9 protein-coding genes and 1 pseudogene are annotated in these 23516 nt (G+C 63.3%); 2 read left to right on the top strand and 8 right to left on the bottom strand.

The annotated features are described in order from the left end of the window. Positions 1–10: 10 nt before the first annotated feature. The 4 genes from AB688_RS10845 to ppsA all read right to left on the bottom strand — a co-directional run bounded on the left by AB688_RS10845 (position 11) and on the right by ppsA (position 5156). A complete protein-coding gene (locus AB688_RS10845) occupies positions 11–1006 on the bottom strand; it encodes a zinc transporter ZntB (RefSeq protein ID WP_054892471.1) in 996 nt (331 codons plus the stop codon). A 27-nt stretch (positions 1007–1033) separates the two neighbouring features. Continuing rightward, entirely contained in the window at positions 1034–1525 is a 492-nt protein-coding gene (rraA, locus tag AB688_RS10840) for a ribonuclease E activity regulator RraA (RefSeq protein WP_054892472.1), read from the bottom strand. Between the two features lie 122 nt (positions 1526–1647). Next, positions 1648–2613, bottom strand: coding sequence for an alpha/beta fold hydrolase (locus AB688_RS10835; RefSeq protein WP_063543987.1), 966 nt, complete (start codon positions 2611–2613; stop codon positions 1648–1650). Between the two features lie 167 nt (positions 2614–2780). Next, the gene (gene ppsA, locus AB688_RS10830) at positions 2781–5156 is read right to left on the bottom strand and encodes a phosphoenolpyruvate synthase (protein WP_054892474.1); all 2376 of its coding nucleotides are present in this window, start codon (positions 5154–5156) and stop codon (positions 2781–2783) included. Positions 5157–5337: 181 nt separating this feature from the next. Here ppsA and AB688_RS10825 point away from each other — a divergent pair, with 181 nt between their 5' ends. Then, complete coding sequence (locus tag AB688_RS10825) at positions 5338–6156, top strand: pyruvate, water dikinase regulatory protein (RefSeq protein ID WP_054892475.1); 819 nt, start codon at positions 5338–5340, stop codon at positions 6154–6156. Positions 6157–6276: 120 nt separating this feature from the next. On the opposite strand, the gene AB688_RS10820 is transcribed toward AB688_RS10825, so the two are convergent. Further along, positions 6277–11142, bottom strand: coding sequence for an NAD-glutamate dehydrogenase (locus AB688_RS10820; protein ID WP_063543985.1), 4866 nt, complete (start codon positions 11140–11142; stop codon positions 6277–6279). Positions 11143–11473: 331 nt separating this feature from the next. Here AB688_RS10820 and AB688_RS10815 point away from each other — a divergent pair, with 331 nt between their 5' ends. Then, positions 11474–11827 (top strand): hypothetical protein, encoded by a 354-nt coding sequence (locus AB688_RS10815; RefSeq protein WP_063543983.1) that lies wholly within the window; start codon positions 11474–11476, stop codon positions 11825–11827. Between the two features lie 122 nt (positions 11828–11949). Here AB688_RS10815 and AB688_RS10810 read toward each other — a convergent pair. From AB688_RS10810 to AB688_RS10800, 3 genes and pseudogenes are all read right to left on the bottom strand, one after another. Then, positions 11950–12141 (bottom strand): annotated as a pseudogene (locus AB688_RS10810) (hypothetical protein); the annotation flags it as partial. A gap of 97 nt (positions 12142–12238) precedes the next feature. Then, the gene (locus AB688_RS26780) at positions 12239–12754 is read right to left on the bottom strand and encodes a hypothetical protein (RefSeq protein WP_155738201.1); all 516 of its coding nucleotides are present in this window, start codon (positions 12752–12754) and stop codon (positions 12239–12241) included. Between the two features lie 3 nt (positions 12755–12757). Then, complete coding sequence (locus AB688_RS10800; protein WP_063543979.1) at positions 12758–23452, bottom strand: DUF637 domain-containing protein; 10695 nt, start codon at positions 23450–23452, stop codon at positions 12758–12760. Positions 23453–23516: the final 64 nt, after the last annotated feature.

The following is a 23516-nucleotide window of genomic DNA, read 5'->3' as shown; positions in this document are numbered from 1 at the left end:
TGATCGTCGCTCAGACCCAGCGCAACTTGCGCAACAACCACCATTGCCCTGCGGCCAGACCCAGCACCACCAGGCAGGCGAACAGGAAGCCGTAGGGATTCTCGGCCCCCGGAATACCACCGACATTGATGCCGAGCAGGCCGGTGATGAAGCTCATCGGCAGGAAGATGCAGGTGATGATGCCGAAGCGGTACATGGTCCGGTTCATCCGCTCGCTGCGCCGCCGGTCCTCGCCTTCCAGCACCAGCGCAGCGCGCTCTCGGGCCAGTTCCAGCTCCTCGAGATAACGGATCAGGCTGTTGTTCAGCTCGTTCCAGTAATCGGCATCGGCGTCGGCGAACCAACTCCACTTGTTGCGCGAAAGCTGAGCATAGATGTCACGCTGCGGCGCCAGGAAGCGACGCAGGCCGGCGGCACGACGACGAATCTGCTGCAGGTTGCCCTGGGCCGGGCTATACCGTTCGTCGGATTCTACCTTTTCTTCCTCGAGATCGACCGCTTCGGACAGGTCGCTGACCAGTGCCTGGACCTTTTCGGTCAACAGTTCACCCATCAGCAGCAGCAGTTCGGAGGCCGATTTCGGCCCCCTGCCCTCATCCAGTTGCTGCAAGACTTCATCGCTCGCGCGCAAAGGCCGCAGCCGCAATGAAATGACGCGCTGCGCTTCGGCGAAGATGCGCACCGAAACCATGTCTTCCGGCTCTGCGCCAGGGTTGAGGTTGACCCCGCGCAGAAACAGCAGCAACTGCTCGTTGGCCAACGGCAGCAGGCGTGGGCGAGTGTTCTCCTCGAGCAGCAGGTCGCAGGCGAACTCGCTCAGGCCGCTGTCGTGCAGCAGCCAGGTGCGGGTTTGCGGATGACTGCGGTCCCAGTGCAACCACAGGCTCTCTTGCGCCTGCAATTGCAGGTTGTCCAACTCGGTACGGGCAATGGCGCGCGCGCCTCCCTTGCCGTCGAGCACCAGGGCATGGACCAGCCCCCACTGCGCGTTGTCTTCCTCGAACATCAATGCTCCATCAGCGCGCGCGGCGCATCACTCCGGCATTTTCAGGGGGCTTGGCGAGACGATCACGCCATTGTTGTCGGCGTAGATGTATTCGCCGGGGCGAAAAGTCACGCCGGCAAAGCTGACCACGACGTCGAGGTCGCCAATGCCGCGCTTGTCGGTCTTCATCGGATGGCTGGCCAGGGCCTGCACGCCGACATCGGTCTGCACCAGCACATCCACGTCACGCACACAGCCGTAGATCACCAGGCCTTCCCAGCCATTCTTCGCCGCTTTTTCCGCGAGCATGTCGCCCAGCAGCGCCCGGCGCAGCGATCCGCCGCCATCGACCACCAGGACCTTGCCCTTGCCGTCGAGCTCGACCTGCTCCTTGACCAGGGAGTTGTCCTCGAAGCACTTGATGGTGACGATCTGGCCGCCGAAGGAATCGCGGCCGCCGAAATTGCTGAACATCGGCTCCAGCACCTGGACCAGGTCCGGGTAGGCGTCGCACAGGTCGGGCGTTACGTAATGCTGCATGAGAAGCTCCTGTCAGTCACAACGAAAGCGGATATCGGGCAAGGCTACACCCTGAAGGCCGTTGCAGTCATCCGGGACCAGGCAGTCAGTTCGGCGCTACGACTTGCCCGCGAATGACCTGCTTACTCAATTGTGGCGGGCGGCGCCTGAACGTCGCTCAGCCAGCGCGCCACCAGCGGCCACACCTGCGTCTGCGCCGCCTTGCTCACCAGCATGTCGACATGCCCGAAGGCTTCGAAGCCCTCTTCACGGCCCAGGCGCAGGAACTGCTTGCGCTCATCGCCCCACTGCTCGAACAGTTTGCGACAGGCCCACACCGGATCCTGGAAATCCGCCGCACCCGCGACCGCCAGCAGCGGTACATCCATCTGCGCCAACCCCGCCCACCAGTCTCGGTCCTTGACTCCGAAACGGCCGAACAGACCATGCCAACGCAAGCTTTCCAGGGCCAGCCCGATCGGCTCGTCCTCCGGCCCACGCTTCAACCTGGGGCCGGAGAGCTGGGCAAAACGCTTGACCAGCAAGCGCGCACCCCACGCCACTGGCGGCACTTTCAACGGCCAGTAGACCCGGCTGACCTGGGTGCCGAACAACGCCACGCTGGCCACGCAGGCGCTGTCCAGGTAGCCGCCACCCAGTGCGGCCGCCAAGGTGGTGCCGCCCAGCGAATGGCCAATCCAGTGCGGCGCCTGGCCGGCCATTTCCTGGACGAAGGCGCCGATCACCGGCAGGTCGAAACGCGCGTAGTCGGCCACGGTGTTCTGTCGCCACTGGCGATTGCGCGGCGACAGGCCATGCCCGCGCATTTCCGGAATCCACACGTCGAAACCGGCACGTGCGAGGAAAGCCCCCAGGCCAATGCCCTTGGGCGAATACCAGAAACGACGATTGGAGAAACTGCCGTGCAGGAGAATCACCGGCACTCCGGGGGTGGAGTGTTGATCGGCAAGCCCGAGACGGGTCAGGGCCAGTTCGACACTGGCGTCGGGGCTGTTGCCCGCCTTGATCCGGTAAACGTCTTCACAGAGGTCGCCGCGGCGCTCGGCACTGAGCAGGGCCACGGGAAAAAGGGTGCTGCTGCTTTGCATGGATTCACAGAATGAAAAGAGGAAACAGGATGGGGAACTGCCACGCTGAACCTGGGCTGCAGCGCATTCGCGGGCAAACCCGCTGCCACAGGGCTCGGTGGCAGCGGGTTTGCCCGCGAAAAGGCAGAAACGCGGAGCGCGTCAGGACGCGCCCCGCGCGGGTTACATCAAGCGGCGCCCTGACCTTCGGCCAGGAAGAACCAGGTCTCGAGTACCGAGTCCGGGTTCAGCGAGACGCTCTCGATGCCCTGCTCCATCAGCCACTTGGCGAGGTCAGGGTGGTCCGATGGGCCCTGGCCGCAGATGCCGATGTACTTGCCGGCCTTGTTGCACGCGGCGATGGCATTGGCCAGCAGCTTCTTGACCGCAGGATTTCGCTCGTCGAACAGGTGGGCGATGATCCCCGAGTCGCGGTCCAGACCCAGGGTAAGCTGGGTCAGGTCGTTGGAGCCGATCGAGAAGCCGTCGAAATATTCCAGGAACTCTTCGGCGAGGATGGCGTTGGACGGCAGCTCGCACATCATGATCACGCGCAGGCCATTGTCGCCGCGAGCCAGGCCATTCTCGGCGAGCAGGTCGACGACCTGGCTGGCTTCGCCCAGGGTGCGCACGAACGGCACCATGATCTCGACATTGGTCAGGCCCATCTCGTTGCGCACGCGCTTGAGGGCGCGGCACTCGAGCTCGAAGCAGTCACGGAACGACTCGCTGATGTAGCGCGAGGCACCGCGGAAGCCCAGCATCGGGTTTTCTTCTTCAGGCTCGTAGAGCTTGCCGCCGATCAGGTTGGCGTACTCGTTGGACTTGAAGTCCGACAGGCGCACGATCACCTTTTTCGGGTAGAAGGCTGCGGCCAGGGTGCTGATGCCCTCGACCAGCTTCTCGACATAGAAGCCCACCGGATCGCTGTAGCCAGCGATGCGCTTGTCGACGCTCTCTTTCAGCTCAGGCGGCAGGCCCGCGTAGTTGAGCAGGGCCTTGGGATGCACGCCGATCATGCGGTTGATGATGAACTCCAGGCGCGCCAGGCCTACGCCCGCATTGGGCAGTTGGGCGAAATCGAAGGCGCGGTCGGGGTTGCCGACGTTCATCATGATCTTGAATGGCAGTTCCGGCATGGCATCCACCGAGTTCTGCTTGACGTCGAAGCCCAGCTCGCCCTCGAAGATGAAGCCGGTGTCGCCTTCGGCGCAGGATACGGTCACGCCCTGGCCATCTTTCAACACCTGGGTGGCGTTGCCGCAACCGACCACGGCCGGGATACCCAGCTCACGGGCGATGATCGCGGCGTGGCAGGTGCGGCCACCGCGGTTGGTGACGATGGCGCTGGCGCGCTTCATGACCGGTTCCCAGTCCGGGTCGGTCATGTCGGAAACCAGTACGTCGCCTGGCTGCACCTTGTCCATTTCGGACACATCGTGGATCACGCGGACCTTGCCAGCGCCGATACGCTGGCCAATGGCACGACCTTCGACCAGTACCGTGCCCTTCTCTTTAAGCAGGTAGCGCTCCATGACATTGGCGCTGGCGCGGCTCTTCACGGTCTCGGGGCGAGCCTGCACGATGTACAGCTTGCCGTCGTCACCGTCCTTGGCCCATTCGATGTCCATCGGGCGCTGGTAGTGCTGCTCGATGATCATCGCCTGCTTGGCCAGTTCGTTGACCTCGGCGTCGCTCAGGCAGAAGCGCGCACGCTCGGCACGGTCGACCTCGACAGTCTTGACCGAACGACCGGCCTTGGCTTCGTCGCCGTAGACCATCTTGATCGCCTTGCTGCCCAGGTTGCGGCGCAGGATGGCCGGGCGGCCTGCCTGCAGGGTGTTCTTGTGCACGTAGAATTCGTCAGGGTTGACCGCACCCTGCACGACGGTTTCACCCAGGCCGTAGGCGCCGGTGATGAACACCACATCGCGGAAGCCCGACTCGGTGTCGAGGGTGAACATGACGCCAGCGGTGCCGGTTTCCGAACGCACCATGCGCTGCACGCCGGCCGACAGGGCGACCAGCTTGTGGTCGAAGCCCTGGTGCACGCGGTAGGAAATGGCGCGGTCGTTGAACAGCGAGGCGAACACTTCCTTGGCCGCGCGGATCACGTTGTCTACGCCACGGATATTGAGGAAGGTTTCCTGCTGGCCGGCGAACGAAGCATCCGGCAAGTCTTCGGCAGTCGCCGAAGAGCGCACGGCCACGGCCATGTTGTCGTTGCCGGCAGCCATTTCGGCGAAGGCGGTGCGGATTTCGGCGTCCAGGCGTGCCGGGAAATCGGCCTCCATCACCCACTGGCGAATCTGTGCGCCGGTCTTGGCCAAGGCGTTGACATCGTCGACATCCAGCGCGTCGAGCGCGGCATGGATGCGGTCGTTCAGGCCACTTTGTTCGAGAAAGTCGCGATACGCCTGAGCCGTAGTGGCAAAGCCGCCCGGCACCGATACGCCGGCACCGGCAAGATTACTGATCATCTCGCCCAGGGATGCGTTCTTGCCCCCCACATGCTCTACATCATGGACGCCGAGCTTATCGAGGGAAACTACGTACTCTACCAAGGTGATCTCTCCACTAACTGTATTGGAAAAGCTCAAGGGCGCCCGCCTGTCGACTCAGCGGCTGGGCCGGGACGCTTGTGGCCTGGACCTGGAAAATAAGTGAGAATGCCGAACGACCGCGTTCGGCAAACCGAACCTATCATATCCAGAAACATTCGGCAGCTTAAGGCCTCAGGTGCAAATGAAACGATCCGCGTTCTTCATCTCCGACGGTACCGGCATCACGGCCGAAACACTGGGCCAAAGCCTGCTGGCGCAGTTCGAAAGCATTCCCTTCGCCAAATTCACCCGCCCCTACATCGATACGCTGGACAAGGCACGCGCCATGGTCCAGCAGATCAATGCCGCGGCCGAGCGCGACGGTGTGCGCCCCATTATCTTCGATACCATCGTCAACCAGGACATCCGCGAGGTCATGGCTACGTCCAATGGCTTCATGATCGACATCTTTTCGACGTTTTTATCCCCGCTCGAGCAGGAATTGACCGCCCATTCGTCGTATTCCGTGGGCAAATCCCACTCGATCGGTGGCAATTCCAACTACATGGAGCGCATCGAGGCGGTCAACTTCGCCCTGGACAACGACGATGGTGCGCGCACCCATTACTACGACAAGGCCGACCTGATCCTGGTGGGTGTGTCGCGCTGCGGCAAGACACCAACCTGCCTGTACATGGCCATGCAGTTCGGCATCCGCGCCGCCAACTACCCGCTGACCGAAGACGACATGGAGCGCCTGCAGTTGCCAGCGGTGCTGAAAAAGCACCACAACAAGCTGTTCGGCCTGACCATCGACCCCGACCGCCTGACCGCCATTCGCCACGAACGCAAACCCAACAGCCGCTATTCGAGCTTTGCCCAGTGCGAATTCGAAGTGCGCGAGGTGGAGAACCTGTTCCGCCGGGAGAACATTCCCAACATCAACTCCACGCATTTTTCGGTGGAAGAGATTTCGGCGAAGATTCTCGTGGAGAAAGGCGTGGAGCGGCGGTTCAAGTAAGGTCCGCGGAAGCCTTTTAGCGGGCAAGTCGCAGCGGCGAGCCACAGCCCACAGGGCCGCTAGAGACGAACAAAAAAGCCCCGGCATTGCTGCCGGGGCTTTTTCATTTCAGGGCCAAGGTCAGGACGGAATCACAACCGACTGCCCACTCAGCGCCAGGTCGACCAGCTCGCGGTTGGCCACCGCGTACATCGCATAGTCGGTGCCTGTGGCGTTGCGCAGGTCGTCGAGCATGGCGCGCCAGCGCTCGACCATCACCCGGTGCTGCTCGGCCCACAGGGCCACGCGGGCGTCCATGTCGTCCGGTGCATCGGCCATCTGCAACACGGAAATGGTGATCGCGCGCTGCTGCAGGTCGATGTCGTCGCGGAACGCTTCGCGGGCCAGCGCCTGCCAGTTGTTCTCCACCGGCAGGTTGCTGATTTCCTGCAGGTACCAGGTCAGGTCGAGCGCGCTGCCCACGGCGAAGAACGCCTTGGCCACCTGCGCCGGATCGTGACCGGTGACATCCGAAGCTTCGATGATCGGCAGCAGGGTGTACAGGTGAGTAGTGCCTGCCACCATACGCGCCAGCAACTCCGGCACCCCGGCTTCGACGAAGCCCTGGTAGCGCGCCTGCCAGCGTTCGCGGGTCGGCCCTTCCAGCAGTTCGTCGAGCTTGAGCCCCAGTTGCGCGATCTTCGGCCCGAAATGGGCAGCGTCACGACCGGCATCCTGCTCGTTGCGACGGCTGCGCAGGAACCAGCGGGTGGCACGACGCCCCAGGCGCATCAGCTCGTCCATCAGGGTCAGCTGGATCTCGGCGGGCACCTGGTAGTCCAGCGCCTCGATCTGGCGGAACCAGTGCGGCAGGTGGAAGATGTCGCGCACGATCACATACGCACCGGCAACGTTGGCCGGGCTCATGCCGGTGGACTCCTTCAGGCGCTGCACGAAGGTGATGCCCATGTTGTTGACCAGGTCGTTGGCGATCTGGTTGCTGACGATCTCGCGCTTGAGGCGGTGACGGCGCATGGCCTCGGCGAACTTGCTGACCAGTGACGGCGGGAACGCCGTCTCCATGTCACGGGTCAGGTAGTCGTCGTCCGGCACCAGCGACTTGAGCAGTTGCTCCTTGAGGTCGATCTTGCTGTACGAAATCAGCACCGACAGCTCGGCACGGGTCAGGCCCTGGCCAGCCGCCAGGCGTTCGGCCAGTTGCTCTTCGGTCGGCAGGAACTCGATGGCGCGGTCCAGCTTGCCCCGCGACTCGAGGTCGGCCATCAGGCGCTTGTACTCGGCGATCCGCTCGCGGGCGCGGCGGGCCGCAAGCGACAGGGCCTGGGTCTGCTTGTAGTTGTTGCCGAGCACCAGCGAGGAGACTTCCTCGGTCATGCTGCCCAGCAGCTGGTTGCGCTGCTTCTCGGTCATGTCGCCAGCCTGCACCACTTCGTTGAGCAGGATCTTGATGTTGACCTCGTGGTCGGAGCAGTCCACGCCACCGGCGTTGTCGATGAAGTCGGTGTTAGTGGCGCCGCCATGCAGGCCGAACTCGACGCGACCGAGCTGGGTCATGCCCAGGTTGCCGCCCTCGCCCACCACCTTGCAGCGCAGCTCGTTGCCGTTGACGCGCAGGGCGTCGTTGGCCTTGTCGCCGACATCGGCGTGGCTCTCGCTGCTGGCCTTGACGTAGGTGCCGATACCGCCATTCCACAGCAGGTCGACCGGCGCCTGCAGCAGTGCGTGCAGCAGTTCGGTCGGGGTCAGGCGATCGGCTTCGATGGCGAAGCGTTCCTTCATCTGCGGGCTGATGGCGATGCTCTTGGCGCTACGCGGGAAAATCCCGCCGCCTTCGGACATGATCGCGCTGTTGTAGTCGGTCCAGGCCGAACGCGGCAGCTCGAACAGGCGCTTGCGCTCGGCGAAGCTGGTGGCCGGGTCCGGATTCGGGTCGACGAAGATGTGCAGGTGGTTGAATGCGGCTACCAGTTGCAGCTTGTCGGACATCAGCAGGCCGTTGCCGAACACGTCGCCGGCCATGTCGCCGATGCCGACCACAGTGATCGGGTCTTCCTGCACGTTGATGCCGCGCTCACGGAAGTGGCGCTGCACGCCCACCCAGGCGCCACGGGCAGTGATGCCCATGCCTTTGTGGTCGTAGCCAGCCGAGCCACCGGAGGCGAAGGCATCGCCGAGCCAGAAGCCGTAGTCGTTGGCGATGCCGTTGGCGATGTCGGAGAAGGTCGCGGTGCCTTTGTCTGCAGCTACTACCAGGTAGGGGTCGTCGTCGTCATGACGCACCACGTTGGCCGGCGGCACCACGCCACCGTCCTTGAGGTTGTCGGTGATGTCGAGCAGGCCACTGATGAAGATGCGGTAGCAGGCGATACCCTCGGCGGCGATCTCGTCGCGGCCGCCACCCAGCGGCAGGCGACGCGGCAGGAAGCCACCCTTGGCGCCGACCGGTACGATCACCGAGTTCTTCACCTGCTGCGCCTTGACCAGGCCCAGCACTTCGGTGCGGTAGTCTTCCTCGCGGTCCGACCAGCGCAGGCCGCCGCGGGCGACGTTGCCAAAGCGCAGGTGCACGCCCTCGACCCGTGGCGAATAGACGAAGATCTCGAATTTCGGCACCGGCTTGGGCAGCTCGGGGATCAGGCGCGGGTTGAACTTGAAGCTGAAGTACGACTTGCTCTGGCCAGCGGCGTCGGGCTGGTAGAAGTTGGTGCGCAGGGTGGCCTTGATCAGGTCCAGGTAGCGACGCAGGATGCGGTCCTCGTTGAGCACCTGGACGTCGTCCAGGGCGGTGAGGATCGCCTGCTCCAGGCGCTGCTGCTTGTCGTCCAGGTCATCCTGGCCGAGCTTGCGCGCGAGGTAGAAGCGGGTCTTGAACAACCGGGTCAGTTCGCGGGCGATGTCGGTGTGGTTGTTCAGGGTGCTGGCGATGTAGCCCAGATCGAAGCCCAGGCGGATCTGCTTCATGTAGCGGGCGTAGGCGCGCAGCAGTGCCACATCGCGCCATGGCAGGCCAGCGGTGAGCACCAGGCGGTTGAAGGCGTCGTTCTCGGCGTCGCCCTTGACGATGTGGATGAAGGCATCCTGCAGGGTGTCGTTGAGCTGCTGCAGGTCCAGGTTCAGGCCTTCGCTGTAGGTGAAGGCGAAGTCATGGATCCAGAACTCGCGACCGTTGGCGTGGCGCAGGCGGTACGGGAATTCACCCAGCACGCGCAGGCCGAGGTTCTCCAGGATCGGCAGCACGTCGGACAGCGCCAGCGGCGTGTCGGCGTGGTACAGCTTGCAGTGCAGCTGGCGCTCGCCCAGTTGGGTGAGTGGCTGGTAGAAGCTCATGGCCAGCGGCTTGGCTTCGGACAACGCCAGCACATGCTGCATGTCCACCACCGCCGAATGCGCGGCGAAGCGCTCGCGGTAACCCGCCGGGAAGCCCTTGGGGAAGTCGGCGAGGATGTTGGTGCCCTGGGCTTCGCCGAAGTTCTCCACCACCAGCGCGGAGAAGTCGTCCTGCCACGAGCGGCAGGCCTGGATCACTTCGTTTTCCAGCTGCTGCGGGTCGATGTCGATGCGGTTCTTCGGGTCGACCCGCAGGATCAACTGCACACGCGCCAGCACCGACTCGGAGAAGAAGGTCCAGAACTCGCAGTCGGTAGCCTTCAGGCGCTCCATCAGCACCTGCTGGATCTTCTGGCGCACTTCGGTGGAGTAGATTTCACGCGGCACGTAGGCCAGGCAGTAGCAGAAGCGGCCGTACGGGTCCTTGCGCAGGAACACGCGGATCTTGTTGCGTTCCTGGATCTGCACGATCGACATGACGGTGTTGAACAGCTCGTCGATCGGGGTCTGGAACAGGTCGTCGCGCGGCAGCACTTCGAGCACCTGCGTGAGTTCCTTGCCCAGGTGCGCCTTGGGGTCGAAGTGCGAGCGGCGCTCGATCTCGGCGACTTTCCCGCGGATGTACGGGATGGTGTACACGCTTTCACCGTACACCGTCGAGGTGTACAGGCCCATGAAGCGGCACTCCTTGATGACCTTGCCATCGGCATCGATCTGGCGGATCGACACGTAGTCCGGGTAGGCCGGACGGTGCACGCGGCTTGGTTGCGAAGCCTTGGCGAACGACAGCAGGCGCGGCTCGCGCAGGTAGCTGACGGCGTAGTCCTCGATGCGCAGGTCTTCATTGCTCAGGCCGCTGCGCAGCACGCGCGGCAGGCCGAGGAAGGACGATTCGTCGTAGACCAGGCTGCCGCCGGCAGCGTCGGACTCGACCACGAACTCTTCATAGCCGAGGAAGGTGAAGTGGTTGTCTAGCAGCCAGGTGAGGAAGCTCTGCACCTCGGCCTTGTCGTTCTGCGCCGGGCCGAAGGCGTTTTCGCCCACCAGCGCCAGCAGGTCGCGGACCTTGGCCTTCATCGGGTCGAAGTCGGCAACGACGACGCGCACATCGGCCAGCACCAGCTCCAGCTCGCGGGTCAGGCTGGTCAGCTCGGCGGCATTGGCGCAGCGGTCGATCTCCAGGTACATCAGCGACTCGTGGCTGACGCCTTCACCCTGGGTGCCTTTGGGCAGCAGTTCGAGCAGCTCGCCCTTCGGCCCGCGGCGGGCGCTGAGCACGGTAGTCTGCAGGGTGTGGATGCTGTAGCCGCGGCGGTTGAGTTCGGTGCGTACCGAGTCGACCAGGAACGGCAGGTCATGGTGCAGGACTTCGACCACGGTGTGCGTGGACTGCCAGCCGTGGCGTTCGTAGTCAGGGTTGTAGACCCGCACTTGCGCAGTGTTCGGGTCGAAGCGCTCGATGGTGCGCCAGGCAGAGAGGGTGCAGCCGGCCAGGTCGGACAGCCGACGCTGGGTGAGTTCGTCCAGAGAGATGATGCCGAAGAACTGTTCGGCGAACAGCGCCACTTGTGGCAGGGACTGCTCGCTGATGTGCTGCGCCAGGGCCGCCTGCAGTTGATGCTGGAAGTCGGCTTTGCTGGCTGCGGTGAAAAACGCCATCTGTGGTACTCCGCTTGGGCTTTGTTATAGGTGAAGCGTCGTGTACGTGCGCCATGTACGGATCAACGATAGCCAACCCGTAGCAGGAAGACGGTAAAACCAAGGCGTAGGACGCTTCCTTCGCGTCCATGTTCCAGGGATGGGCAGCTGCAAAGACGACTGCCGGTGGCTGTGTCTTTACGGTTGTCCATCAACTGGGCAGCTTAACGACTGAGCGGTCATCCCGGCTTGCAGCGCTGCGACATATTCGGTCAAAGGGCGGTAACATTGCGTTTATGCGCAAGGCCCAGACTGGCACAATCGCATTTCATTTCCTTGAACCGAGCTGCCCATGCAACTGAAAACCGCCCTGCTCTTCGCCACCCCCTGCGATGACGAGGAAGACAACATGGCGACCCTGTGCTGCCACAGCGACAAGGGCCAGATGTTCCTGCTCACCCGCTATCCGGACGAAGACACCGTCGATCTCACGCTGGACGACGAACCGTCGACGCTGGACGGGCTGAAAGTGACCTTGAGTGCCGAGCGCCTGCTGATCGAGGTTTCACCAGGGGATCGGGATGCACTCAGGGGTGATGAATCGCTGGAGATCCTGCTTACGTCGGCCGGAAGCGATCTGGAGGAAGTGGCGCTGACGCTGCGCAATATTCTCGAGGGAACGGGGACGTTCGTTTCCGAGATCTGAGACGGCGCTCCCGTTGCGGGTCAGCCCGCACAGGGGTAAGCAAGCACCGACAGCGCACACAACAAAGGCGACCCAAGGGTCGCCTTTGTGTACTTGCGGATCAGCGCATGGATCGAAAGCGCTTACTTGCTTTCCTTCGCGAGGGTGCCCAGCGACGCATCCTTGACCAGGTAGCGGCCTTCAAGGTCGCTCAGCACCTTGAGACTGTTGCGCCCCATGACCACGCCGACTTCGACTTCCTGCTTGAGGTAGATGACCTCACCGGCCTTCGCGTTCACGGTCATCTCGGCCCAGTTCTCGGCCTTGGAGCTGATCCCGAATTACACAAATCGCTGTAATAAGCTGGTTTGACTGCTCCTCCAGAGGAACCCCCACCCCATAACTTCAAGAACTTGGCTTGCCCGCTATTTTTTATCGAAGGGTCCAGTCATGTATTGATATAAAATGAATAAATTGCTCTGGAGCGTCTTCCAAAGAAGACCTATGGTCCGTCACAAAACTAATCCCCGTCAATATGCTTCCATTTTTCCCCAAAAGAAAGTCATCATCCGCATCATTGAACAAAACATCAAATTCCTTTTCCAATCGCCGAAGGTCATCCCCCACACTGACATTATTAAATTTCCCACAATACCCCTCACCTACCGCAATCCTATAAAGCTTTCCGCTACTCTCAAAGTACAGCGACACCATCTCATTCATAAATCTATATGAAAGTAACCGCTCATTACCAAAACCAATCTTCCTCTCAACTCCCACCCATGAGTTATTCTTAAGGAGAATATCACGAACAGCCACTTCCGGACCGTACCACTCAACCGCACCAACTTTATTGCCAACGTCGGAAAACGTTTCACCTAGAGAAAATCCAGCGGCTGACGTACCCGGGACAAGATCAGAGTACAAATCAGGGAACAAATTGCTCATAGATCACTCCCACCCTTTCCATTCACCGCCTTCATATTTCAGACGATTTCCATGGGTATCATAGTATTGTTGATAACGCGTAATGGTGCCAGGACTAAAATCAGGCGAAGGATCAATTACCCGTATCTCTATATTTTTATTGCCAATCTTTGCAGTACTAATAATTTTATAATACGGACTATCACCGTGAGTTCCCCCACCTGGATGGAACTCTACCTCTTTTATTGCAGGGTGTCCTTCAACGCTAAAGACCTTTGCTTTACCTGAAGTTCCAGCCAATGGTGCTTTCGGCGTAACGCTCGCACCATCAAGCGTTAGTGACTGCTTGATATCATCAATCGATTTACCCCACATGCTAGACGGCGATTCAGCAATATTTCGAGGAATACCTGCCTGGGCGGCCAGATCGTCTCGCAGACCAACACGCGCGATTGCAGACGTAGCCGGTACTTCTGCTGCACCAGTCGCTTTCGCCCCACCTGCCAATTTCGAGTCAGCAACGACTACAGGCCCCGCTCCACCCTTGATGGCAGGAATCCCCAGTGTAGCCATCCCCAGCAGGCCGGCCACCATATTACCAGCGGCATTCCATCCATCACCATCAACCGCTTGCTTGGCACCCTGGGTAAACTGCAGCGCCCCGTTGGTCGCCGCTACAGCCCTGATCGTGCTGCCGATAGAGCCGGTCAGGAAGTAGATCGCAGGATCACCCAGGTTGGCCAAACCTTGCTGCTGCTCGCCAATGCGCAGGCTGGACTTGGCATCAAGGTAGGTCTGCTCGTCGACGCTGCGGTCCCGAGTCCAGGCCAGGTTTTCAACCAGTCCCATTTGGCTGCGCTGAGCATCTGCCCACGCGAGCTTGTCCTGGCTGCTACCTGCATAGGGATAGCCATAGCCCAAGGTCTGCTCACCACTGAGCAAACTGGCGACACTTGCCTGGACGGTTGCCAAGCTATGGCTGATACCCAAGCCATTTTGGGCATCCAGTTTCCTGACGGCATCCAGTCTCTCGAAGGCATAAACCTGAAGGTATGCCGCGAGCTCGACCTTGTCATCCTGGCTAAGCAATGAGGGATCGCGCTTGTAGACTTGCAACAGCTTGTCGCTACGCTGATCCGCGCCTTCGAGGTTGACCAGATCACGCGCGGCGTCCATTCCGCCGTCTTTGCGATAATTGTCCCTTGCCTCGTCTCGCTGCTTGGCCGAATGGTCCCCAAGGATGTTGTATTGGGTGCCGTTCTTGGCGACCCATGCCGCTTTGTTCAACGAGCTGGCATCAGCATCCTCCTGGCTTGCCGCCGCCAGCACCCCGACGATCTGCGAGCTCATGGTCAGCAGGTTTTCATTTCCTCCAACCAGCTTGTTGAGCTGTACCACCAGCGCTTCATTCGCGCCGGCCGCCAAGGCACCCGTTTTGAAGTCACCGCCAGTGGCCTTCGACAGCAAGCCACCCACCATCGCATGGATGGCAATCTTGGGAAGGCTGCCGTTCTCGATGCCGAACTGCTTGGTGTAATCCCCCACCGCATTGAAACTGGCTGCCGCCAGCGTATTGAACAGCGCGCTTTTCAACGCATCGCTGGCACTGCCGCCCTGCCCAAGGGCTTTGCTCAGCAGCAGGGAGGTGCCATTCTGCAACGTCTGGTTGGCTGCGAACTGACCTACGCCTTTGATCGTGTACAGTTTCGGCCCCAGGACTTTGCCCGTGACTGGGTCAGTTTTCGTTCCCGTCCAGCCATCGAAATAGGCCGCTGTCAGACCTGCAGCCACACCCGAAATGACATAGCCTTTCATCGCATCGGAGGAGGTCACATCCTTGACCACAGCCCCCAGATTGCCTCGATTATTGACGACGCTTACCGAAGCATTGGTCGCAGCGCCCGTGGCAACGGCCCCGACGGCGGCTCCAGCGACACCGCCGTTGGCCCAAGCCGCTGCGGCAGGGCCGACGACGGCCGCCATGACGATCGCAATCGCGAGCTGAGCAGCCGGCCCCAACCCCGAATTGCTGTACTTGAACGAGTCGTGGATTTCCTTGACCTGACGCCAGTCCACGCCACCTTGTGCTTCGACCTGCTTGAGCCAGGCCAGCTTGGGATCGGCCTTGACCATGGCATCGATGGACTCGCTCACCGTCTGCTGGTTGACCTGGCGCACATCCACATGAATCTTGCCAACGGCATTGATCACCAAGTCGCCTTTGGCGACCAGCTCGCTCTGGCGAACCGTTTCATCCGTACGGCCCTCGCCCTTCATGCTGAACCAGCCAACGTTGGACTTGCTCTTCTCGTGACTCTCCTGATGCAGGTCCTTGACCGCCTCGAACGTCACCGCGCCGCCACTATCGATGGTCAGGTCATTACCCGAGGCGAGCTTCGCCCCCTGGTACAGCTGATCACCACCGCTCTTGAGCGTCAGATCACCACCGCTGCTGACTTCGCTGCCCACCGCCTTGACGTCGGTGACTTCGTCGCGCTGGGTCTGCTTGCTGCCCCAGCCGCCTTTCTTGCTCATGTCGTACAGCGAGTACTGGCTGTCGTTGGCCGCCAGCAGTTCCAGCTTGTCGCCCGCCACCAGGTAGGCTTCCTCGCCGGCGCTGACTTTGCTCGCCACCAGGCGCAGGTCACGCCCGGCGTCGATGGCCAGGTCGCCGCCGGCCTTTACCACGGCAGACTGCTGCTCGACGTCATCCTCCTGCCGCTCGTACTTGGTCTTGCCCTTCTTGCCCTTGGCGTAGCTGTGCTCCTCGTTCGCCGCAGCAGCCAGGGTCACGTCGCGGCCGGCCTGCAGGGCCAGGTCGCGGCGTGCCTCGACTTCGCTGGCGACGATGCTCAGGTCCTGGCCTGCCGTGGCGGTGAGGTTGCCGCCTGCGCTGATCTCGCTGCCGTACTGGGTGATGCTGGTGTCGTGGCCGCTGACACGGCGGCGTTGATACTCGTGGCTGTCGACGCCTTCCTGGCTGACGATGGACAGGTCGCGACCGGCATCCAGCCTGATATCGCCACCCGCCTTGAGCACCCCGCCCACGTTGCCGATATCGCGCCCGGCGGTGATGGTCAGGTCGTTCGCCGCCTCGATGCGCGCAGCAGTGTCGACCAGGTCCTTGGTCACATGCTCACCACCGGCCCGGCCTTCCAGGCGGGTGACGCTGCGTTCGTTGATCACGTCGCCGGTCAGCGCGGTCAGGCTCACTTCACGACCGGCGATGATCCCGCCCTGGGCGTTGCGGATCGAGTCGGTGGCGAGCATGTCCAGGCGTCCGCCTGCTTCGATCAGCCCGCTGTTGCTGATGTTGGTGGCGCTGGCGGCGAGGTTGTTGGTGGCACGCAGGGTGCCGACGTTGACCAGGTCGCCGCCGCTGATCAGGTTGACGTCACGGCCCTGGATCAGCGCGCCGTTGGGGGCGACGCGACCGTTGGCGTGGGCCAGGTACAGCACTGGGGCCAGCACCTTCTCACCGTTGACCTCGACCTGCTCCATCCAGACGATGTCGTGGGTCAGGGCGGCGACCTGCTCGGCGCTGAGCGACACGCCCACGCTCAGCGACAGCTTGTCCTTGCTGGCGATGGCGTTGTCCATCAGGTAGCGGAACAGCGTCTCGTCGCTGGTCATGCCATCGATGTAGCGCTGGCCGGTCCGGGCCACCACGGCTTCGCGGATCAGGCGTTGTTCGTAGAGGCCGTCGCCCAGGCGCTTGATGGCCTGGTCTGGATTGACGTTGAGCTGGCCAAGCAGGTAGTCGGAGCTCAGGAACTGCTTGAGGTCGGTCAGGGCCGGGTTGGTCTCCACCAGGTATTTGTGCGAGGTACTCGGCACGCTGCGCTCAGGTACGCCCTGGACCAGTCGAACACCCGCTGCCAGGCCATCCAGCGCCACACCGGCGCCGCTGACGGCGCCTTGGGCCGCAGCCGAGCCTGCGGCGGCCAGCGTCTGCGCTGCACGGTTGTCGGCATTGGTGGTGCTGGCCAGCGGTGAGATGAAGGTGCCACTGCCTGCTTGGGTATGGTCGGCGGTGGCGCCCAGGGCATCGCCGCTGATCGCGGCCTGACCGGTCTGGGTGCTGATGCGGAACAGGCCGTTGCTGCCTTGCGGCAGGCTGAAGCTGGGCAGCGTGACCGGGTTGACCTGGCGCTGGGCGAGGTCGGGCGGCAACTGCGGGTTGAGCGCGCGCACCTGGGTCTGGGCCTGGCGCGGAGCAGCCGTGGCATCGCCACGGGCGCCGATGGTACCGGCGCCGGCCTGGTTGACGCGCACCACGCTGTTGTCGATGCGCTGGGTGGCGTTGATGGTCACCGCGCCAGCCGACTGCACGACCGCCGGGGCAACCACGGCGCCAGCGATCGGCGTCCTGTTGTCGATGACGTCATAGATGCTGTACTGCGGATACCCCGCAGCGGCCATGACCTGGTCGAGGGTCAGCGAGCCGGGGTTCTGGTTGAACTGGTTCTTGGCCTGGATGAACGCGTTGTACTGGCCGCGATCACGGGTATACATGCTCGCGGTGAGGTTGCGCTGCTCGCCTCCACCGGCGCCCTTGTTCTCGAACACCGCCGTGTTGATGGCGATATCACCCGCCGCCGAAACACTGCTGTAGTGGTTGCGGAATGCGTCACCGGCGAAGGTCAGCTTGCTGCCGGTGGTGATGAAGGCGGTGGGGGTATCGCGGTCGATGACGTCTTCCCAGCTTTCCGTTGCCGAGAAGTACAGCTCGCAGCCCTTGCCCTTGCAGCGGTCGTCGGAATAGACGTTGACGTTGCCGGCGACCAGTTTCTTGGTCGAGCTCAGGAATTCCTTGCGGTTGAGCAGCGTGTCCACTGCCAGGGTCATGTTGCCGGCGCTTTCCACGCTGCCGGAGATGTTGTCCAGCAACACCGCGCGGGCACTGGCGTTGCCGGCAAAATCAAGGGCACCAAGGCTGTAGATATCGCCGTAGTAGTTGCTCAGGCTGCCGACGCGCAAGGTCATGTCATTGCCGCTGAACACCAGGCCGCGCTGGTTGCTCAGGCTGTTGGCGGCCAGCTTCACCGCCGCAGCGCCACCCAGGGTGCCGCGGTTTTCGAGGCTGGCGGCCGTCACCGTCAGGCCGCCCAGGGCGGTCAGGCGACCGTCGTTGCTCAGCAGGTTGCGCGCGGTCACCGCGGTGTCGGCGCCACCGGCCAGGCTGGCGGTACTGGACAGGCGGATATCGTTGGCGCCCAGCGTCAGTGCGCCAAGGCTGCTCAGGCGGCCACTGCCGTCATAGTTGCCGGTCAGATCCAGTTGCAGGCTGCCATCGCTGGCCAGCAGGCCATGGTTGGTCCAGTCGCCGCCCCGGCCCTTGAGGCTCTCGACGGCCAGCAACTTGCCGCTGGCGGTCTGGACGAAGCGACCGATGTCCAGCTCCAGGCGCCGGGCTTGCAGCACGCTGCTGTTGGTCCAGCTGGCAGCGGCGATGCTCAGCAGGCCATCGGTGTGCAGCACGCCGCCGGCCTGAGTGACCTTGTCGGAAGCCAGGCCGAAGCTACCCTGGCCGGTGTGCAGCAGTTGCCCGCCGCTGTTGCTCAGGCCACCGATCTGCAGGTCGAGGTCCTGGTTGGCGGTGGCCAGCACGCCGTTGTCGTTGAGCAGGTTGCCCGCGACGATCAATCGACTGGTGCCGGTCTTGCCAAGGGCGCGCAGGTTGCCGCTGCGGTTGTCGAGTTCGTTGGCACGCAGTTGCAGCTCGCTCTCGCTTTCCAACTGGCCGAGGCTGTTGTACAGCGCGCCGCTCAGGCCAAAGTCGATGCGCCCGGCGCCGATCTTGCCGCTCTGGTTGAACAGTTGCTGGCCCTGCACCTTCAGCAATCCGGCCGCGTACAGGCCACCGCCGCGGTTGTCGAGATCGGCGGTGACGATCTTGCCGTCACCGCCCAGCGCCGAAAGGTAGCCGCCCTGGTTGTTCACCTTGGCATCGGCTGCGATGTCCACGGACTGCGCCTGGGTGGTACCGCCAGCGTTGTCGAACAGGTCGCTGAAGACGCCCTTGAACAGGCCTTTGGCCGCGCTGAGCATGCCGCTGCCACTGTTATCGAGGCTCGCCGCGTGCAGTTCGAGGTTGCCTGCCTGGCTCTCCAGGCGACCGCCGCGGTTGTCCAGGCGCTTGTCCAGGCGCACATCGATATCGCCTTGGCTCTTGAGCGTGCCGGCCTGGTTGTCCAGGGCAACGGCATGGATGTCGAGCTTGCCGTGCTCACTGAACAACAGGCCATCGTTGCCGTTGAGCAGATCGCCGCTCAGGCGCAGCACCAGGTTCTGCTGGCTGGCCAGATTGCCACCGTGGCTGTTGTCCAGCGTGCCCGAATCGACATGCAGCAACCCATGGCTGATCAGCTTGCCGCCTTGGTTGTCGACACGCGCGGCCTTGAGCAGCAGGTCGGCGCCACTGACCAGGCGCGCGCCGTCGGTATTGAGCAGTGCATCGGCCAAGGTCAGGTCGAGCGCCGCGCGGCTGATGAGCTGGCCCTTGCCGTTTTCCAGACGCTTGCCGGCGACGCTGATCGCCTGGCCGTTGATCTGCCCGCCCTGGTTGTCGATGACGGTGCTGTCCTGGTCGAGCGTCAGGTCACCTGTGGCGGAAATGAGGCCGCCGCTGTTGTCCAAACGATCGCCGACACTGAGGGTGATCGCCTGCTCCGAGGAGACGATGCCCTTGCGGTTGTCCAGGCTGGCCGCCGTAACCTGCTGGCGGCCCTTGCTGACCAGAGCGCCCTGGTCACGGTTGTCGAGGGCGCCTGTCAGGGTCACGGTAAGATCGCCGTCCTTGCTCGACAGTGTGCCCTCGGCGCTGTTGTTCAGGTCGCTGCCGGTGACCTGCAAGCCTTGAACGCCGGACATCAGGCCCTTGGTGCTGTTGTCCAGCTGTGCCGCCTCTAAGGTCAGCCCGCCGTCGCTGAGGATGCGGCCCTGCTGGTTGTCGATGCGCTTGGCGAGCAGGCTGAAGGACTGCTGGCTGGTGACTTCGCCAGCGCTGTTGTCGAGCTTGCCCAAGCGCTGGATGATCAGCGGGCCATTGGCACTGATCAGGCCGCCCTGGTTGGTCAGGTCGCCGCCGTTGAGGTCGAGGTCGAGTTTCTGTTCACCGATCAGACGCCCCTGGCGCTGGATCAACGCACTCACCCGCAGCAGCAGATCGCCCTTGGCGGAGATCTCGCCGCCCTCGCTGGAATCGACCTGCCCGGCCACCAGCGTCAATTCGGCATCGCTGTGGATGCGACCGCCGCGCTGAAGGGCATCGGCGCCGTTGCGCACGTCGCCCGTGGTCAGGGTCATGGCCTGCTTGCTGCTCAAGGCGCCGCCACGGTTGTCGAGGCCGTCGCTGGTGACGGTCATCGCCGCCTGGCTGATGAGCTGGCCGCCCTGGTGGTTATCCAGTTGTCCGGTCGTGACGGTCAGGCCGGTGTTGCCCGACAGCAGGCCGCGCTCGCTGTTGAGCACACCTGCACTGGTGACGGTCAGCGCTGCGGCGGCAGAAAGGATGCCCTGGTCGTGGTTGTCGAGTTGGCCGTCGATCACGGCCTTGAGGGCCTTGCCGCTGGCCAGGGTGCCGCCGCTGAAGTTATCGAGGCTGGCAGCCTCGACGTCGAGATCGTGGCTAGCCGACAACACGCCCTTGAGGCTGTTGTCCAGAACACCGGCAATGCGCAGGGTCAGGTCCTGGGCGCTGATCAGGCGTCCGCCACGGTTGTCGAGGCGGTCGGCGACCAGGCTGAAGCCGTGGTCGCTGGAAATCTCTGCGCCGTTGCGGTTGTCCACCGCGCCGATCTGGCGCAACAGCAGGCTGCCTGGCGAGCGCAGCAAGCCCCCGTCGCGGTTCACCAGCTGGCCGTGCTGCAGGTCGAGGTCGATGCCGGTCCCGCTGACCAGTTGCCCGTGGTCATGCTGGTCGAGGCCGGTCAGCGTCGCATCGATCTGGCCGGAGGCACTGATGCGACCACGGGCGCTGTTGTCGAGCTGGGTGGCGACCAGCAGCAGGCTGCCGGCACCGATGTTGCCCTTGGCGCTGTTGTCGATGGCGCCGCTGCGCAACTGGGCATGGCCAACTGCACTGATGGCGCCGCCCTGGCTGTTGTCCAGGCGGGCGGCGTCAAGCACCAGCCCGGCATCGGTCACCAGAATGCCGCCCTGGTTATCCAGCAACCCTTGGCTGGTCAGGCCCATGGCAGCGATGGCCGAGACCTTGCCGCCCTGGCGGTTACGCAACGTGCCGGCGTTCAGCGTGAGGGTGCCGTCACTGACGATGAGGCCAGCGTCGCTGTTGTCCAACTGGCCGTCCAGGGCCAGCTCGATATGCGTGTGGCTGCTCAACCGGCCGCCGTTGTTGAGCAGTTCGGTGCCTTTCAGGCTCAGGCTGTCGTAGCCGCTGAGCAGGCCCTTGTTCTGGTTCAGCAGGCGCTGGACGGTCAGGGTCAGGCCACGGTCGCCAATGACCTTGCCAGCCTGGTTGTCCAGCAGTGCGCTGGCGTCGAGCACGACCTTGCCTGCGCTGGAGATCTCACCCTGCTGGTTGAGCACGCGCGCCGCGCGGATGTCGACCAGGTGGGTCGCGCCAATCCCGCCGCCGTTCTGGTTGTCGATCGTGTTGGCGGTGAGCAGCAGGCTGCCCAGGCTGGTCAGCCTGCCGCCCTGCTGGTTCAAGGTGCCCAGGTGAGCTTCGAGGTCACCCTTGGCAGTGATGTTACCCAGGCGTTGATTGTCGACCTTGTCGGCGATCAGCTCGAGGCGGCCATCGCTCTGCAGGTGGCCGGCATCGCTGTTGGCCAGGCTGGCAACTTCGATGTGGGCCTTGCCCTTGGTGGTGGCTACGCCCTTGTCGCGGTTGTCGAAGTCCCCACCGGTGACGGTCAGCGAGCGGTCGGCAAGCACCAGGCCGCCACGGTTGTCGAGGCGTTCGCCATGCAGTGAGAGATCGCCGACGCTCGACAGCATGCCGTTGTCGCGATTGTTCAGGGTGGCCACTTTGACGGCCAGTGTGCCGTCGCTGAGCAGGTTGCCCTTGCCGCTGTTGTCCAGGCCCACGGCTTTGAGATCGAGCAGACGCTTGGCCGAGATCAGGCCGAGGCGGTTGTCGATGTCGGCGCTGGCGACTATCAGCACGTCGCCGCCCAGCATCTGCCCGCCGCTGTTGAGCAGCCCGGCGGTGGTGATGTCGAGGCGATCGGCCTTGAGCTTGCCGCCGTTCTGGTTGTCCAGCAGCGCGCGGGTGGTCAGCCTGGCCTGCTTGTCGCTGCCGATCAGACCGTTGCCGCGGTTGTCCACCTGGGCGGCGGTGACCTGCAGATCCCCCTGGCCGACCACGCGGCCGCCACGGTTGTCGAGGTTGCCGGTGATGTCCACCACGGCCTGGCCCTTGCCTTGCAGCAGGCCTTGCTCACGGTTGTCGATCGCACCGCCCGTGGCTTTCAGGGTGTCGTCGGCCAGCACCTGGCCTTTGCGGTTATCCAGCAGGCCTGCGGTCAGCGTGGTGGTGCGGCCCTTGAGGCTGCCACCTTGGTTGTCGAGCGTGGCGCTGCTGTCGATCTCGAGGTTGCGGTTGGCGACCACGCTACCGCGGTTGTGCAGGGTCTGGCCCTTGAGGCTCACGTCGCCCTGGGCGTTGCGGCTGTTGTCTGGCTCCACGCCGGCTTCGATGATGCCCTGGTTGTCGATCCGCGCGCCCTGCACGCTGATGCTGCCCTTGGCGGCGAGGCTCTGGCCGACAGTCACATCGTCACGCACACGCACGGTGGCGCTGCCGGCGGTGTAGGTCTTGCCGGTCAGCTCGGCGCTTTGCGCGGCAATCTTCAGGTCGCCGGCGCTGGAGGTCTGAGCAAGCGTCACCTTGCCGTTGGCGTCTACCTGGATATCGCCGGTGGTAGCGGCCATGTTGCCAGCCAGCTTGACGCCCACGCCCTGCTCGGTGCCGACCAGGCGGATGGTGTTGGCATACATGCCGCCCAGCGCCGAGCTGTCGATGGCCAGCAGGGGCTTTTCGCTGCCGTCATCGGCACGCGGGGTGGCTTGCAGGGTATCGGCCTGGACGTCGTTGCGCCCGGTGACGATGTTCAACTGCTTGGCATGCAGCTCGGTATTGAGCTTGGCACTGCGGGTGATCAGGTCGAACTGGTCGAGGTTGGTGGCGTTGAGCGCATCGCCCTCGATGGCGATGTCGCCGCCATCGACCTGGAAGCGGTCCAGGCGCTCGCCGTCCATGATCGGCTTGCCGGTGGTGAGGGTCGCCCGTGGCGTGTTGATGAAGCCGCAGCCGTTGCAGGTGATGCCGTGGGGGTTGGCGACGATGACCCGGGCCGCCTGGCCCGCCACCTCGGTGTAGCCTTGCAGGGTACTGCGGTTGCCGCCGGTGACCTGGTTGAGGATGACCTGGGCCGCCTGCCCCCTGAGATTGGGGTTGCCGACGATGATGCCGCCCAGTTGAGTCGACTGGGTCTTGCCGGTGGCGTTGTTGAGGATCAGCCCGTTGCTGCCGACGTTGTAGTCACGGAAGGTGTTGCTCGACAGGCCGCTGCCGTTGGGGGTGGCGATATTGACGATCGGCACCCCGTTGCCGGCCTGGTTGATGCTGGTGTTGGCATTGGCCGCCGCATCGACGGTCAGCTGTGCAGCCGTGCTGACGATGGGGTTGAGAAACATCACGCCAGCAACGATCAGGGCGATGCACTGGTTCAGTGGGGTGCGGATATCCATGTCGAACAAACTCCAGTCGCAGCTCAGGCCAGTTGCCGGCCTGCCCCGCAAGGGGCAGCGATGT

Origin of the sequence: Pseudomonas putida (assembly GCF_001636055.1) — a bacterium.
GTDB classification, from domain to species: Bacteria; Pseudomonadota; Gammaproteobacteria; order Pseudomonadales; family Pseudomonadaceae; genus Aquipseudomonas; species Aquipseudomonas machongensis.
Note: the sequence above shows the minus strand (reverse complement) of the source record. Positions and strands in the feature narration are given on the sequence as shown.